Source organism: Streptomyces sp. NPDC036984 (assembly GCF_055607665.1).
In genome coordinates this window covers 72,657-87,934 of the sequence record NZ_JBVJRL010000001.1, presented here as the reverse complement: position 1 = coordinate 87,934, position 15,278 = coordinate 72,657, and the positions used below count along the sequence as shown (strand labels likewise).

Genomic DNA, 15,278 nt, shown 5'->3' with positions numbered 1-15,278 from the left:
CGCCCGGATCCGCACGCCGGCCCGCGCCCGCGCCGCCTCGCTCCGGCCCGCCGTCCCCCGTGTCCGCCCGCGCCGCCCGGCTCCCCCCCCGTGTCCGCCGATGCTCCGGACTAGATCCCCTGCCACTCCGGCTTGTCGGCGTAGGTGTGCCGGAAGTAGTCGGCCAGCTTCAGCTTGGACGCGGCGGCCTCGTCGACGACCACCGTGGCGTGCGGGTGGAGCTGGAGCGCGGAGGCCGGGCAGACGGCCGCGACCGGGCCCTCGACGGTCGCCGCGACCGCGTCCGCCTTGCCCTCGCCGGTCGCCAGCAGCACCAGGTGCCGGGCCTCCAGGATCGTCCCGATGCCCTGGGTGATGACGTGGTGCGGGACCTGCTCGATGTCCCCGCCGAAGAAGCGGGCGTTGTCGATCCGGGTCTGCTCGGTCAGCGTCTTGATCCGGGTGCGCGAGGCGAGCGAGGAGCACGGCTCGTTGAACCCGATGTGCCCGTCGGTGCCGATGCCGAGCAGCTGGAGGTCCACCCCGCCGGCCGCGGCGAGTGCGCGGTCGTACGCCTCGCAGGCCGCCTGTACGTCCGTCGCCGTGCCGTCCGGCCCCGTGAACGCGGCCATGTCTATGCCCAGCGGCTCCAGCACCTCGCGGCGCAGCACCGAGCGGTAGGACTCGGGGTGGTCCGCGGGCAGCCCCACATACTCGTCGAGCTGCGCGATCCGCGCCCGCGAGGTGTCCACGGCACCGGCCCGCACCTTGGCGGTGAGCGCCTGGTAGACGGGCAGCGGGGTGGAGCCGGTGGCCACGCCGAGCAGAGCGTCGGGCTTGCGTCGCAGCAGCTGGGCCATGGCCTCGGCGATCAGCTCGCCGCCCGCCGCGGCGTCCGGAACGATGACAACTTCCACGCTGGGCCTGCCGTTCTGAAGAGGGCTGTGTGCGTCTCTATGTGGTTTAGACCAATCTAACAGAATCGGGGTTCGCCGGCGGGGGAGGGAAGGGGCTTTTCCGGACCGGTCCGCCCTAGCCGAGGGAGCCTCCCGTCGCGTCCAGCCAGTGTCCGGTCACCCAGCGGCCGTCCTCCGAGACCAGGAAGGCGACCACGTCGGCGATGTCCGCCGGCGTCCCCACCCGCCCCAGCGCCGAGTACGCCGCGGCGCCCTGCCGGGCCTCGTCGCTCGCGCGCAGCCACGAGGCGTTCACGTCGGTGTCGACGATGCCCGGCGCCACGGAGTTCACCGTGATCCCGCGGGGGCCGAGCAGCTTGGACAGGTCCCGGGTGAAGACGTCCAGCGCCGCCTTCGTCATGGAGTAGGCGATGAGATCGGGCATCGCGGCGCTCCGTGCCAGCCCGGACGATATGGCCACCACCCGCCCACCGTCCCGCAGCCGCTCCACCCCGGGCCGGGTGAGGAAGAACGGCGCTTTCACGTTCACCGCGAAGAGCCGGTCGTACTCCTCCTCCTTGATCTCCGTGAAGGGGCGGGAGGCGGCGACGGCCGCGTTGTGCACCAGGATGTCCAGCCCGTCCGCGTGCCGGTCGAACTCCTCCCACAGTCGCTCGGCGTCCCCCGGTGCTCCCAGCTCCACCCCGATCGCGAACGCCGAGCCGCCGGCCGCCTCGATCGCCGCCACCGTCTCCTTCGCGGCGGTCTCGTTGCTCCCGTAGTGCACCGCCACCCGCGCCCCGTCCCGCCCCAGGCGCTCGGCGATCCCCCGCCCGATGCCCCGGCTCGCCCCCGTGACCAACGCCGTCTTCCCCGTGAGCGCACCCATGTCGGCCCCTCCCCATTTATCTAGCGATCGATACAAAAAAACCGTACACCCCCCCGCCGACAATTTTCTAGGGGGCGCTATAAAATGGCCGTCATGGCGACGGGTCAGGAGATGCAGGCGCAGGGCGGCACGGGCCGGACGCGGGGCCGGCCGCGTTCCTTCGACCGGGCCACCGCGCTGGAGAAGGCGCTGATGGCGTTCTGGGAGCACGGGTACGAGGCCACCTCGGTCTCCGACCTCACCCGGATCATGGGCATCGGCGCCCCCAGTCTGTACGCCGCCTTCGGCGACAAGCGCACCCTGTTCGACGAGGTCGTCCGGGTCTATGCCCGCACGCACGGAGCCTTCGGCGACCGCGCCCTCGCGGAGGAGCCGACAGCCCGCGCGGCCGTCACGCGCATGCTCCGTGAGGCCGCCGCCGAGTACAGCGACCCGGCCCATCCGTACGGCTGCCTGATCGTCCACGCCGCCACCAACTGCACCAGCCCCGAGATCGAGGCGCTGTTGCGGGAGTTGCGCAACGCCAACATCGCCCGGTTCGAGTCCCGGATCCGGGCCGACATCGCGGCCGGGCTGCTCCCGGCCGGCACCGACGCCGCCGCCCTCGCCCGGCACACCGGCGCGATGATCCAGGGCATGTCCCAGCAGGCTCGCGACGGCGCGCACCGGGAGGAATTGGAAGCACTCGCGGAAATTGCCATGTCCATCTGGCCCCACGACTGACCCGGTCGGGCTAGGCTGCGTGGCATCGCGTGCCCGCGCTTTCGCGGCGCACGCACCTCCGACACCGTGGACACGCCCTTATGGTCTAGTCCACAATCCAAGTGAACAAGCCTCCGTCTTCCCCGCACAGGAAGGCGGACCGAGGAACCGGTGCTCTCTGCCCTGACTGCCCCGGCTCCTCGACTTCGGCCGACCGGGACCGCACACCCCACGGCCGATGATGCTCCGGGCTGCGGTGCCGGGAGGGTTGAGGGTCCCTTCCAGGCGCCGCGGCCCGCGGGTGTTTTTTCGGCCACCCGCGAGGCCCCGGGTACGCTCGCACCGTGCCCTCCATGAACGAACTGGTCCGCCAGCACACCGCTCTCGACGACTCCGATCTCGAGTGGCTCCACCTGCTGGTCTCGGAGTGGCAGCTGCTCTCCGACCTCTCTTTCGCCGACCTGGTGCTGTGGGTCCCCACCCGGGACGGCACCCGGTACGTCTCGGTGGCCCAGATGCGGCCCAACACCGGCCCGACCTCCTACCAGGACGACATGGTCGGCCACCTGGTCCCGCGCGGCCGCCGGCCCATGCTGGACGCGGCACTGGACGAGGGCCGGATCGTGCGCGAAGGCGACCCGGAGTGGCGCGAAGAGGTCCCCGTACGGGTCGAGTCCATCCCCGTACGCCGTGAGGGCCGCGTCCTCGGCGTGATCGCCCGGAACACCAACCTGCTCACCGTGCGCACCCCCAGCCGCCTGGAGCTGACCTACCTCCAGAGCGCCTCCGACCTCGCGCAGATGATCGCGGCCGGTTCCTTCCCGTTCCCCAACCAGCAGGTCGACATGGACGCCTCCCCGCGCGTCGGCGACGGCCTGATCCGGCTGGACGCGGACGGCATCGTCCAGTACGCCTCCCCGAACGCCCTGTCCGCCTACCACCGTCTCGGCCTCGCCGCCGACCTGGTCGGCCACCACCTCGGGCAGACCACCGCCGAACTCGCCCCGACCCGGGGCCCGGTGGACGAGGCGCTCGCCAAGGTGGCCAGCGGCTGGGCGCCGCGCGAGTTCGAGATCGAGGCCCACGACGGCGTCATCCAGTTCCGGGCCATCCCGCTCAAGCCCAAGGGGACGCGCATCGGTTCGCTGGTGCTGCTCCGGGACGTCACCGAACTGCGGCGCCGCGAACGGGAGTTGATCACCAAGGACGCCACCATCCGGGAGATCCACCACCGGGTGAAGAACAACCTCCAGACGGTCGCCGCCCTGCTCCGGCTCCAGGCCCGCCGGATCGAGTCCGAGCGTGGCCGGGAGGCCCTGGAGGAGGCGGTCCGCCGGGTCGGATCGATCGCGATCGTGCATGAGACGCTGTCTCAGAACCTGGACGAGCGAGTGGAGTTCGACGACATCGCCGACCGGGTGCTCGCCATGGTCGCCGAGATCTCGCCGGGCAAGGTGACCGGCCGGCGCAGCGGACGCTTCGGCATACTCGACGCGGAGGTCGCCACCCCGCTGTCCATGGTCCTCACCGAGGTCCTCCAGAACGCCCTGGAGCACGGCTTCCGCGAGGGCGACACCGGCACGGTCGAGGTCTCCGCGGTGCGTGGCGGCACCACCAAGGAGGCCCGCCTGCTGGTCACCGTCCAGGACGACGGCGTCGGCCTGCCCGAGGGCTTCGATCCGCACCGCTCGGGCAACCTCGGCCTCCAGATCGTACGGACGCTGGTGGAGGGCGAGTTGGGCGGCTCGTTCGACATGGTCCCGGCCCCGGAGCGGGGGACCCGGGTGATCCTGGACATTCCGGTGCGCGCGCAGAAGTGAGCCGAGTGCCGCGACGCGCCGGGCGATCGAGCGCGGGGGTGGGCACAGCAAAAAGCCCCGGACCGCCATTGGTCCGAGGCTCGTGCTCGTTGCTGCTCTGCTATAGGGCGAAGCGCATCGGGGGATACTGCGCGCTGCGGCTCGGGGGCGGGAGATGCGCACGTGCTGTGCGCGCCGCCAAGCTCAGGCTGTCAGCAGGGGTGGGTGTGTCAGGCGGAGGCCTGACGGGCCCGGTTGCGGGCGGCGCGGCGCTTCATGGCGCGGCGCTCGTCCTCGCTGAGACCACCCCAGACGCCGGAGTCCTGACCGGACTCGAGCGCCCACTGCAGACACTGCTCGATCACCGGGCAGCGACGGCAGACGGCCTTGGCTTCCTCGATCTGCAGCAGCGCAGGACCGGTGTTGCCGATGGGGAAGAAGAGCTCGGGGTCTTCCTCGCGGCAAACGGCGTTGTGACGCCAGTCCATGGCTGCTACCTCTCCTTGGTATTACGTGCAAGTTGCTTGTGAATGTGAACGCTTTCACGAATCCCTCAACAAGTGAAGGGCCGACCGCCGAGTCTTCCCCGGCGTGGTCCTTGGTTTGTAGAGGGGTTCCGGTGATCAGTGGAGGCCGGTCTTGCGGGCCGTCCCGATCGCCACGTAGAGACTCGCAAACCTCAGCGGCGGATACAACCCCTTCCGGAAAGTTTTTTTTGATTCCTCGGTGTCGACTAGGTCACAGCCGTACTTCCATGGGGTGGATCCTGGCCTAAACGTTCGAGTGAAAGGACTTTCGCCCGTTCCGCTCACACAATCACACGCAGTGCACGGCGTACGCCTGTGAACGTCACGCTTGTACGCAGCCCGAGGTGGTCACCGTCCATCTGAAGCGGCAGAGGCACCTTCGAATGCAAGGTGAACTGGTCCAGATCGTGCATGGAGACCGCGTGCTTGCCGTGCGGGCCGCGCTCGGGGGACGAAGTGAGCAACTGGGTGCCATACCGGGCAACCGCGGCCGTCGACAGGCGGCTGAGACCGAGCACATCGATGCCGGTGTCGAACGAGGCCTTAGGTGATGTGTACATGGGGCGATTGCCGAGATACGTCCACGGGGACGTGTTCGAGACTATGGCGACGACGAGATCCTCGACCGGGTCGGCGCCGGGCCTCTCCAGCGTGATCGTGCCGTGCCGCCGGTGGGGCTCGCCGAGGAACTGCCGGATCACCTGACGGACGTAGAGCGCGTGCGTCGACTTCTTCCCGCGCTCGCGCTGCTGCTCGACCCGGCCCACCACGCCCGCGTCGAACCCGAGCCCGGCGTTGAACGTGAACCAGCGGGCCGGCACCGCCTCGTCCTCGGTGCCCGGCGTTCCCGAGGTCAACCCGAGGCCGACGACCCGCTCGCTGCCCTCGCGCAGCGCGTCCAGCAGCGCGCCGGTGGCCTCGACGGGATCGTTGGGCAGGCCCAGGGCCCGGGCGAAGACGTTCGTGGAACCGCCCGGGACGACGGCCAGACCGGGGAGGCGGTCCGGGGCCGGGCCGGCGTGCAGGAGGCCGTTGACGACCTCGTTCACCGTGCCGTCGCCGCCGAGTGCCACCACCAGGTCGATGTCGTCGCTCTCCGCCGCCTGCCGGCCGAGGTCGCGCGCGTGGCCGCGGTACTCGGTGGTGACCGCCTCCAGCTTCATCTCGCTCGCCAGGGCGTGGATCAGGACGTCACGTCTGCGTGCGCTTGTGGTGGTTGCCGCTGGATTGACCACGAGAAGTGCACGCATGCAAGGCAGCGTACCTACTGGGGGGTACTCGGCCCAGACCGAGGTAGGGATCCGGTAAGAGGCGGGGCGTGAGCCTGAACACTCGGTGGTGCGGGGCGCGGCCGGGCGCTCCGGGCGGACGGCTACCCTGCTGGGGTGAGCAGTCAGCAGAATCCCGCCCCGGACACCGCCGTAGCCACCGCGGCCGCGGAGCCGCGCCCGCGCCGGCTGACCTGTGCGGCCGCGCTGTCCGCCCTGGAAGGGGCCGCGCTGGTGGCCGGCGGTCTGTGGGCGCTGGTCCTCGGGCTCACCGGTGCCCCGGACGACCGGCAGCAGGCCGTGACCCTCGGGATCACCCTGGTCGCCCTCGCCCTGCTGCCGCTGCTCGCCGCGCGCGGTCTGCTGCTGCGGCGCGGCTGGAGCCGGGGCCCCGCCGTGATCACGCAGGTCATGGCGCTTCCGGTGGCCTACAACCTGCTCCAGGCCGACAGCATGGCCATCCCGGCCGGCATCGCCCTCGCGGTCGTCGCCGTGGCCGCGCTGGTGCTCCTGGTCAACGGGGAGACGACCCGGGCCCTCGGGATCAAGGGACCGGGCCGGGGTGAGTAGGGCCCACCGGACTTCACCTGACGAGCCTTGCCGACCAGGGTTCACTCCCCGGCGCGGCGCTCACCGAAGACGGCTCACTCCTCGACGAGGAGCTTCTCCCGCAGCTGGGCCAGCGTGCGGGCCAGCAGCCGGGAGACGTGCATCTGCGAGATGCCGACCTCCTGCGCGATCTGCGACTGGGTCATGTTCCCGAAGAACCGCAGCAGCAGGATCCGCTTCTCGCGCGGCGGAAGGTCCTCCAGCAGCGGCTTGAGGGACTCGCGGTACTCCACGCCCTCCAGCGCCTCGTCCTCGGCGCCCAGGGTGTCGGCGACCGCCGGCGACTCGTCGTCCGTGTCGGGGACGTCCAGGGACAGCGTGGAGTACGCGTTGGCGGACTCCAGGCCCTCCAGGACCTCCTCCTCGGAGATCGCGAGCTTCTCGGCCAGCTCGTGGACCGTGGGGGAGCGGCCGTGCAGCTGCGACAGCTCCGCCGTGGCCGTCGTCAGGGACAGTCGCAGCTCCTGAAGGCGACGCGGCACCCGCACCGCCCAGCCCTTGTCGCGGAAGTGCCGCTTGATCTCGCCGACGACGGTCGGGGTGGCGTACGTGGAGAACTCCACGCCACGCTCGGGATCGAACCGGTCGACGGACTTGATCAGGCCGATCGTGGCGACCTGGGTGAGGTCGTCCAGCGGCTCGCCGCGGTTGCGGAACCGGCGCGCCAGGTGCTCCACGAGCGGCAGGTGCATACGGACCAGCTGGTTGCGCAGCTCCGCGTACTCCGGACTGCCCGCCGGCAGTTTGCGCAGCTCGACGAACTTCGCCCGCGCCCCGCTGCGGTCATGGGCGTCGTGCTGTACGGCCCGCACGGCCTCAGCGCCGCGCGCGCCGTCGTCGGCGTGTCGCTCGTGCTCGCTCATCGTCCCGCCCGTAGCCCTTCCCCGAGCCTTCGCCTCCGCGCGGGCGGCGGATTCGACGCCGCCGCGTGCCTCCGGTGGCGAGCCCTCACCGTCACCGCCGGCCCGCGCGGAGTCGTCCTCCGGGTGCGGTCTGGCCTGCTCGGGGATGCCGTCGATGCCGTCCGCCATGCGCCGGGAACCGTCCTGAGGGCTCGCCCCGGAGGTCTCGGCGCTGGTCGACCAGGGGGCACCCCCGTCCCCGGTCGGCAGCTCCCGTGTGCCGCGCTCTTCGTCCCGCACCGGCCCGTCCCCGTTCCTCACGCCGGCCCGGGGCCGGCGCCGCGCTGTTTGTAGAGACTGATCGACACCGTCTTGTCCTCGTCCACGGCGGACGAGACCTTGCCCGCGAGGGCCGACAGCACGGTCCAGGCGAAGGTGTCCCGCGAGGGGGCGTGGCCGTCGGTGGTCGGTGCCGACACGGTGACTTCCAGCGAGTCGTCGACGAGCCGGAAGACACAGCTGAGCACCGAGCCGGGCACTGCCTGCTGAAGCAGGATCGCGCAGGCCTCGTCCACGGCGATGCGCAGGTCCTCGATCTCGTCCAGGGTGAAGTCCAAGCGGGCCGCGAGACCGGCCGTGGCCGTCCGCAGCACCGACAGGTAGGCACCCGCAGCCGGAAGCCGGACTTCCACGAAGTCCTGGTTCGCCGCGGGCTCGCCTGCGATCTGGGACACCCTCACCTCCATGGTGGTACAAGCTTTACGGGGCCGAGGGTCGCCCCCCGGGGTAACGCGTACGTGGTTCAAGCGGTGACGCTATCGCGCTCCGAACGTTTCTGTCCCGGGACCCCAACCCCCTGGCGTCACTCACAGTAAAGCTGTGGATACGCTCCGTGTCTAGAGGGTTTGCGGGCCCAAAAGGGGAGAGCGCGCGCCGGGTTGACGTACCCAGACGTCAGACGCTCGAACCGTCGTGCGGCAGCCGCCGCATGCAGTGTCACACGAGAACGCGGTCGGGCGGGACGGTCTCGCTCACACGAGCACGTGGTCCACGAAACACCACCGCCAGTCCTCGCCGGGCTCGAAGGTCCGCATCACCGGGTGACCGGACTTCTCATGGTGCTCCGTCGCATGCCGTCCCGGCGAGGAGTCGCAGCAGCCGACGTGGCCGCAGGTGAGACACAGCCGCAACTGCACCGGATGCGTGCCGTCCCGCCGGCACTCCGGACAGGTCTGGTCGAGCGGCGTCGGTTCGGGGTGCGGCAGCGCGTCGGCGTGCGTGCACTGTTTCATGATTGCCAGATTACGACGGGTGTGCGGACGGCCGCGCGGAAAACGAGGGTGGGCGAGGACCATGGACGTGATGCCCCTGCTGTTGCTGGTGGCGGGCAGCGCCGCGGTGGCCGCCACGGCCCGGCGTGCCCCCGTGCCGGCGCCCCTGCTGCTGGTCGCGGCCGGCCTGGTGGTCTCCTACCTCCCCGGAGTGCCGTCCTACACCCTCGATCCGCACGTCGTCCTGCCGCTGCTGCTGCCCCCGCTGCTCTACACCTCGGCGAGCGACAGCTCCTATCTCGACCTGCGGGCGCAGCTGCGGCCGGTGGCGCTGCTCTCGGTGGGCTACGTGCTGTTCGCGACCGTCGTCGTCGGCTGGGCCGCCTATCTGATCGTGCCCGGGCTGTCGCTGCCCGCCGCCCTGGTGCTCGGCGCGGTGGTGGCGCCGCCGGACGCGGTGGCCGCCACGGCGGTCGCGCGCCGGGTCGGCCTGCCTTCCCGGATCACCACCATCCTCCAGGGCGAGTCCCTGCTGAACGACGCCACCGCGATCACCGCCTACAAGGTGGCGCTCGGCGCCGCCGTCGGCGAGGGGGCCACCTGGGCCGGCGGGATCGGCGAGTTCGCGCTCGCCGCGGTCGGCGGTGTCGGGGTCGGTCTCGTCCTCATGGCGCCCCTGCACTGGCTGCGCACCCACCTGACCGAACCCCTCCTCCAGAACACCCTCTCCTTGCTGATCCCCTTCGTCGCCTACGGAGTCGCCGAGCAGGCGCACGCCTCCGGGGTGCTCGCGGTGGTCGTCGTCGCCCTCTATCTCGGCCACCGCGCGTGGGAGGTCGACTTCGCCACGCGGCTCCAGGAGGAGGCGGTGTGGAAGATGGTCGCCTTCGTGCTCGAGTCCGCCGTGTTCGCCCTGATCGGCCTCCAGCTGCCGATCGTCCTCAAGCGGCTCGGGGAGTACGAGGGCGCCTCCGCCGCCTGGTACGCGGTGGCCGTCTTCCTCGTCGTGGTGGTGGCCCGGTTCGTCTGGGTCTATCCGGCCACCTTCCTGCCCCGGCTGCTGTCCGCGCGCGTCAGGGAGCGGGAGGACAACCCCACCTGGCGGGGCGCGATGGTCACCTCGTGGGCCGGCATGCGCGGGGTCGTCTCCCTGGCCATCGCCTTCGCCATCCCGCCGACCATGGCCGACGGCCCCCGCAACCTGATCCTCTTCCTGACCTTCACCACCGTCATCGGCACCCTCGTCGTCCAGGGCGTCACCCTGCCCCCGCTGATCCGGATGCTGAAGTTCCCCGGTCGCGACCGGCAGGCCGAGACCCTTGCCGAGGCCAACGCCCAGGCGCAGGCGTCCCGGGCCGCCGAGGCCCACCTCGACGAACTGCTCTCCGACGAGCGCAACGCCCTGCCGCCACCGCTCGCCGACCGGCTGCGCACGGTCCTGGAGCGCCGCCGCAACGCCGTCTGGGAGCGGCTCGGCCAGGTCAACCCGATCACCGGCGAGTCCGCGGACGACACCTACCGCCGGCTGTCCCGCGAGATGATCAGCGCCGAACGCGAGGTCTTCGTCAGGCTCCGCGACCACCGCTACATCGACGACGAGATGCTGCGCGCCCTGCTCAGACGCCTGGACCTGGAGGAGGCGGCTGCCTTCAGGGAGGCCGGCTAGCGTCGTTCCGGGGCGGCCGGGGCGGCCGGGGCCGCCGGGGCGGCCGGGGCGGCCGGGGATTCCGGGAACGGCCGGCCGGTGACGACGGCGGCGATCGTCGTCCCGCGCGCGAAGGCGCCCTCCTCCGCGAGGGTGACGAGTCCGTACAGCAATTTGGCGACATAGAGACGCTCCACGGGCAGGTGGTGCCGCCGCTCGAAGTCCTGAGCGAATTCCTCCAGCTCAGGTGTCGTACGGGCGTAGCCGCCGCAGTGGAAACGGTCGTCCAGGGACCAGGCGCCGCTGCGGGTGCCGAAGGCACGTTCCTGAAGGGCTTCTATGCCGGCTTCCAGGAAGCCGCCCTTCAGGACCGGTATGCCGAGCGCGCGCTGCCCGGCCGCCAGTCCGGCGGCGAGACCCGCGAGGGTGCCGCCGGTGCCGCAGGCGATCGCGACGACGTCGGCGTGGCCGCGCAGTTCCACGCCGAGGGCACGGCAGCCGCGTACCGCCTCGGCGTTGCTGCCGCCTTCGGGTACGACGTACGCGCCCTCGGCGCCGGACGCGCGCAGGATCCCGGCCAGGGTCTCGGGCTCGGTCTTGTGCCGGTACGTCGATCTGTCGACGAAGTGCAGCCGCATGCCGTCGGCCGCGCACCGGGCCAGGGACGGGTTGAGCGGGCGGTCGGCCAGCTCCTGGCCGCGGACCACGCCCGTGGTCGGCAGGTCCAGGAGCCGGCCCGCGGCGGCGGTGGCCCGCAGATGGTTGGAGTAGGCCCCGCCGAAGGTGACCAGGGCGCGGCCCTGTGCGGCCGCGATGTTCGGCACCAGCTTGCGCCACTTGTTGCCGATCAGCTGCGGGTGGATGAGGTCGTCCCGCTTGAGCAGCAGCCGCAGCCCGCGGCACGCGAAACGGTCGTCCCGCACCTCCTGGAGGGGGGAGGGGAGGCGGGGGGCGAGGACGTCCGGGCTGGTCACGCTTCATTGTCGCCCGTCGGCCCGCACCCCGGCGGGGTCACCCCTTCAGGCGCTCGGCGACCCGTTCCCTGAGCCACCGCATGGTGAAGCCCCGCGGGTCCACCTTCCCCGGCTGCCACTCCAGGTGTCCGATGACCGACTTCTCGGTCCAGCCGTGCGCGCGGCACACCGCCGCGGCGACCCGCTCGATCGCGTCCAGCTGTTCCTCGGGCCACGGGTCCTCACCGTCGCCGAGGTTCTCGCACTCGAAGCCGTAGAAGTGCCGGTTGCCGTCGGTGTTCGCCTCGTTGTCCGGCGGCAGCCTCTTCTCGGCGATCACCGCCCGCAGCACCTCGTCGTCGCCGAGCCCGGCATGGTTGGCGCGGCCGTAGCCGACCAGGTGGACCGTGCCGTCCTTGGTGATCACCCCGTGGCACAGCGGTCCCGGCAGCTCCGGGTAGCCGTCGCGGCACAGCTCCACCGTCTGCGTGCTGCCCTGTGTCACCGTGTGGTGGATCATCACGCCGTGGACCGGGCCCCAGGGGCCCTTGTGATTGCGGTTGTGATGCTGCCAGTCGCCGACCTCGACGACCGTCACGCCCTCCGCCCGAAGCGCGTCCAGAAATCCGCTCGCCGACATGGGTGGGGCCATGCCCGACTCCTTAGTGCCGTGCCGGTCCGGCCGCCGGTCGCGGCCGTTTCGTCCTACCTGCTTCTACCGAAACCGGACGTCACGGGACACATCGTTCGTATGTTGTGCGAGTCGATCCGGACAGCCTGCGGATCGGCGAGGGCCGGAGTGAGGTCCCTCTGTCTGCCCGGTTATCCGATGATCCATTCCCGCTCTTTCGGGTAATGGCGCCGCGACCCTCCGTGCTGGAACGCTCGGTGACGAGACCGGTGCCCGGTGCGATTCGGCACCGGGCATACTTTGGGAGGGCATTTTTCTATGTCGGTAGGCGAAGAGGTCCGCACAGATCAGGGCAAGCCGCAGCAGTCCCTCGGGACGGCGGCAGCGCGGAACCTGGCCACCACTACCAAGTCCGTTCCACAGATGCAGGAGATCAGCTCCCGCTGGCTGCTGCGCACCCTTCCCTGGGTGGATGTCCAGGGCGGCACATACCGGGTGAACAGGCGGCTGACGTACGCCGTCGGCGACGGCCGCATCACCTTTGTGAAGACCGGGAACCAGGTGGAGGTCATCCCGGCCGAGCTGGGTGAGTTGCCGGCCCTGCGGTCGTACGAGGACGAGGAGGTGCTGACGGAGCTGGCCCGGCGATGCCGTCAGCGCGACTTCGCGCCCGGCGAGGTGATCGCCGATTTCGGCAACCAGGCGAACGAGGTCTATCTGCTCGCCCACGGCCGGGTGGAGAAGATCGGCACGGGTCCCTACGGCGACGACGCCGTCCTCGGGGTCCTCGCCGACGGCGCCTACTTCGGCGACCAGGGCCTGCTCGACCCGGAGGCGATCTGGGAGTACACCGTCCGCGCGGACACCGCGAGCACGGTGCTGATCCTCAGCCGCCAGGACTTCGAGCAGGTCGCGGAGCGCTCCGACTCACTGCGCGAGCACCTGGAGCAGATGCGCTCGCTCCCGCGGCAGCGGACCAACAAGTACGGCGAGAAGGAGGTCGAGCTGGCGGCCGGCCACTCCGGCGAGCCCGACATCCCGCACACCTTCGTGGACTACGAGCCGCGGCCCCGCGAGTACGAACTGAGCATCGCGCAGACCGTGCTGCGCATCCACTCGCGCGTGGCCGACCTCTACAACCAGCCGATGAACCAGACCGAGCAGCAGCTGCGGCTCACGGTCGAGGCGCTGAAGGAGCGCCAGGAGCACGAGCTGGTCAACAACCCGGAGTTCGGCCTGCTCAGCAACTGCGAGTACGACCAGCGGATCCAGCCGCACGACGGCGTACCGAGCCCGGACGACCTGGATGAGCTGCTCAGCCGCCGCCGGGGCACCAAGCTGCTCCTGGCCCACCCGCGCGCGATCGCCGCGATCGGCCGTGAGCTGAACAAGCGGGGACTGGTCCCGGAGACCGTCGACATCGCCGGCAACCGCATCCCCACCTGGCGCGGAGTGCCGATCTACCCGTGCAACAAGATCCCGATCAGCGAGGCCCGGACGACCTCCGTCATCGCCATGCGTACCGGCGAGTCCGAGCAGGGTGTCATCGGCCTGAGGCAGTCCGGCATCCCGGACGAGATCGAGCCGAGCCTGTCGGTCCGGTTCATGGGCATCAACGAACAGGCCATCATCAAGTACCTGGTCACTGCGTACTACTCGGCCGCCGTCCTGGTGCCCGACGCGCTCGGCGTGCTGGAGAACGTCGAGATCGGCCGGTGGAGGTGACGTTTCCGCACGTCGCGGCCGTGTCTCTGCCCGCCGCGGCGGGCAGGCCCCCGGGGTACGCGTCCGGCCGGGCCGGTGCCGACGGCCTCCGCGGACCTGGCGAGGGGGAGGCATGGCCGAGTTCATGACGGAGACCGCGGAGCGTTCCGCCGGTGTGCCACGTCCCGGCACACCGCGGGAGGCGCCGGAGAAGACCGGAGGCGAAGCCGCCGCTCCGCTCGACGCGCAGGAGGCGGTGGCGCAGCTGGAGCGCACCCGGGCCCTGGTCGACCCGGAGCTGCGCGCGGCCGTGGAATCGCTGCCCGGCTCCATGCGCCGGATCGGGCTCTACCACTTCGGCTGGCAGCACGCCGACGGCACCCCGGCGGCGGGCAACGCGGGCAAGGCGATAAGGCCGGCGCTGGTGCTGGCGGCCGCCGCCGCGCTCGGCGGCCCGGCGGCCCGCCCGGCGGCCGTCCGGGCGGCAGCGGCGGTCGAACTGGTCCACAACTTCACGCTGTTGCACGACGACGTGATGGACCGGGACACCACCCGCAGGCACCGGCCGACGGCCTGGACCGTGTTCGGCGACGCCGACGCGATCCTCGCCGGGGACGCCCTCCAGGCGCTGGCCCTGCGGGTGCTCGCCGAGGACCCGCACCCGGCCTCCGTCCCGGCCGCGGCCCGGCTCGCGACCTGTGTGGTGGAGCTGTGCGAGGGCCAGCACACCGACACCGACCTGGAGCAGCGCGCGCCGGACGAGGTCACCCTGGACGAGGTGCTCGCCATGGCCGAGGCCAAGACCGGCGCCCTGCTGGGCTGCGCCTGCGCGCTGGGCGCGCTGTACGCGGGTGCGGGCGAGGAGGAGGTGGCCGCGCTGGACGGCTTCGGCCGCCAGGCCGGGCTCGCCTTCCAGCTGATCGACGACGTCATCGGCTTATGGGGAGACCCGAAGCACACCGGCAAGCCGGCCGGCGCGGATCTCGCCGCCCGCAAGAAGTCCCTGCCGGTGGTGGCGGCGCTCACCTCCGGCACCCCGGCGGCGGACGAACTCGCCGCGCTGTACGGGAAGCCGCACCTCGCCGGGGAGGCGGAGGCCGGGGAGATCGCGCGTACGGCGCTGGCCGTCGAGCGGGCAGGCGGCCGGGACTGGGCGCAGGCCGAGGCGGCCGACCGGATGGCCCGGGCCATGCAGGAGCTGGCATGCGCGGTCCCCGATCCGGAGGCGGCGGGCGGTCTGCTGGCGCTCGCCGAGTTCGTCACCCGGCGCACCAGCTGAGGCCGCCGCCCCCCGGCGGCCGGGTAGAACCCGGAGTCCCGGGCCCGTGCGGCTCCTGACCCCGTGCGGTCACCGGGACTCCGGCCAGGTGGTCCCCGCACATCCCCACAGTGTGCGGGGACGCCGCTCTTCACGGGCAGACCCGCACGCCGAGATCGTCGCCGACGACCCGCTCGGCCCGGTGCGCGCCCAAGGCGGGGGACGGCGGGATGGACCCCTGCCTCAGCAGCGGTGCGCCGGTGCGGACGTACGGCGGGAAGCGCCGAGGCTGCCGCCGCAATACC

General features: G+C 71.5%; 15 protein-coding genes. 6 read left to right on the top strand and 9 right to left on the bottom strand.

Annotated features, from left to right (window positions below; all coding sequences use genetic code 11):
- Positions 1-110 precede the first annotated feature (110 nt).
- Complete coding sequence (nagB, locus tag ACZ7DL_RS00405; RefSeq protein ID WP_470770219.1) at positions 111-896, bottom strand: glucosamine-6-phosphate deaminase; 786 nt, start codon at positions 894-896, stop codon at positions 111-113.
- Between the two features lie 115 nt (positions 897-1,011).
- The gene (locus ACZ7DL_RS00400) at positions 1,012-1,764 is read right to left on the bottom strand and encodes an SDR family oxidoreductase (protein ID WP_470770218.1); all 753 of its coding nucleotides are present in this window, start codon (positions 1,762-1,764) and stop codon (positions 1,012-1,014) included.
- Positions 1,765-1,857: 93 nt separating this feature from the next.
- Between ACZ7DL_RS00400 and ACZ7DL_RS00395 the strand changes: the two genes are divergently transcribed.
- Together ACZ7DL_RS00395 and ACZ7DL_RS00390 are read left to right on the top strand one after the other, a co-directional pair.
- Complete coding sequence (locus ACZ7DL_RS00395) at positions 1,858-2,487, top strand: TetR/AcrR family transcriptional regulator (protein ID WP_470770217.1); 630 nt, start codon at positions 1,858-1,860, stop codon at positions 2,485-2,487.
- Between the two features lie 332 nt (positions 2,488-2,819).
- On the top strand, positions 2,820-4,286 hold the full coding sequence (locus ACZ7DL_RS00390) for a sensor histidine kinase (RefSeq protein ID WP_470771166.1): 1,467 nt from the start codon (positions 2,820-2,822) through the stop codon (positions 4,284-4,286).
- Positions 4,287-4,495: 209 nt separating this feature from the next.
- Here ACZ7DL_RS00390 and ACZ7DL_RS00385 read toward each other — a convergent pair whose 3' ends face one another.
- Together ACZ7DL_RS00385 and ACZ7DL_RS00380 are read right to left on the bottom strand one after the other, a co-directional pair.
- Positions 4,496-4,753 (bottom strand): WhiB family transcriptional regulator, encoded by a 258-nt coding sequence (locus tag ACZ7DL_RS00385; protein WP_003992873.1) that lies wholly within the window; start codon positions 4,751-4,753, stop codon positions 4,496-4,498.
- Positions 4,754-5,073: 320 nt separating this feature from the next.
- On the bottom strand, positions 5,074-6,042 hold the full coding sequence (locus ACZ7DL_RS00380; RefSeq protein ID WP_470770216.1) for a diacylglycerol/lipid kinase family protein: 969 nt from the start codon (positions 6,040-6,042) through the stop codon (positions 5,074-5,076).
- Between the two features lie 135 nt (positions 6,043-6,177).
- On the opposite strand from ACZ7DL_RS00380, the gene ACZ7DL_RS00375 reads away from it, so the two are divergent.
- Positions 6,178-6,630: a hypothetical protein gene (locus ACZ7DL_RS00375; protein ID WP_470770215.1), complete on the top strand. Its 453-nt coding sequence runs from the start codon at positions 6,178-6,180 to the stop codon at positions 6,628-6,630.
- A gap of 74 nt (positions 6,631-6,704) precedes the next feature.
- Here ACZ7DL_RS00375 and ACZ7DL_RS00370 read toward each other — a convergent pair whose 3' ends face one another.
- From ACZ7DL_RS00370 to ACZ7DL_RS00360, 3 genes are all read right to left on the bottom strand, one after another.
- Positions 6,705-7,811, bottom strand: a complete 1,107-nt coding sequence (locus ACZ7DL_RS00370; protein ID WP_470770214.1) for an RNA polymerase sigma factor SigF — start codon at positions 7,809-7,811, stop codon at positions 6,705-6,707.
- A gap of 17 nt (positions 7,812-7,828) precedes the next feature.
- Complete coding sequence (locus ACZ7DL_RS00365; RefSeq protein ID WP_009190566.1) at positions 7,829-8,245, bottom strand: ATP-binding protein; 417 nt, start codon at positions 8,243-8,245, stop codon at positions 7,829-7,831.
- A 297-nt stretch (positions 8,246-8,542) separates the two neighbouring features.
- Positions 8,543-8,803, bottom strand: a complete 261-nt coding sequence (locus tag ACZ7DL_RS00360; RefSeq protein WP_470770212.1) for a UBP-type zinc finger domain-containing protein — start codon at positions 8,801-8,803, stop codon at positions 8,543-8,545.
- A 61-nt stretch (positions 8,804-8,864) separates the two neighbouring features.
- On the opposite strand from ACZ7DL_RS00360, the gene ACZ7DL_RS00355 reads away from it, so the two are divergent.
- Complete coding sequence (locus ACZ7DL_RS00355) at positions 8,865-10,448, top strand: Na+/H+ antiporter (protein WP_470770211.1); 1,584 nt, start codon at positions 8,865-8,867, stop codon at positions 10,446-10,448.
- On the opposite strand, the gene ACZ7DL_RS00350 is transcribed toward ACZ7DL_RS00355, so the two are convergent.
- The gene (locus tag ACZ7DL_RS00350) at positions 10,445-11,401 is read right to left on the bottom strand and encodes a 1-aminocyclopropane-1-carboxylate deaminase/D-cysteine desulfhydrase (protein ID WP_470770209.1); all 957 of its coding nucleotides are present in this window, start codon (positions 11,399-11,401) and stop codon (positions 10,445-10,447) included. The genes ACZ7DL_RS00355 and ACZ7DL_RS00350 overlap by 4 nt on opposite strands.
- Before the next feature lie 37 nt (positions 11,402-11,438).
- Positions 11,439-12,032, bottom strand: a complete 594-nt coding sequence (locus ACZ7DL_RS00345; protein ID WP_470770208.1) for an N-acetylmuramoyl-L-alanine amidase — start codon at positions 12,030-12,032, stop codon at positions 11,439-11,441.
- A gap of 297 nt (positions 12,033-12,329) precedes the next feature.
- Between ACZ7DL_RS00345 and ACZ7DL_RS00340 the strand changes: the two genes are divergently transcribed.
- Together ACZ7DL_RS00340 and ACZ7DL_RS00335 are read left to right on the top strand one after the other, a co-directional pair.
- Positions 12,330-13,736 carry a family 2B encapsulin nanocompartment shell protein gene (locus tag ACZ7DL_RS00340; RefSeq protein ID WP_470770207.1) on the top strand — a complete coding sequence of 469 codons (1,407 nt, stop codon included), beginning with the start codon at positions 12,330-12,332 and terminating at the stop codon, positions 13,734-13,736.
- Positions 13,737-13,848: 112 nt separating this feature from the next.
- The gene (locus ACZ7DL_RS00335; protein WP_470770206.1) at positions 13,849-14,994 is read left to right on the top strand and encodes a family 2 encapsulin nanocompartment cargo protein polyprenyl transferase; all 1,146 of its coding nucleotides are present in this window, start codon (positions 13,849-13,851) and stop codon (positions 14,992-14,994) included.
- Positions 14,995-15,278 lie beyond the last annotated feature (284 nt).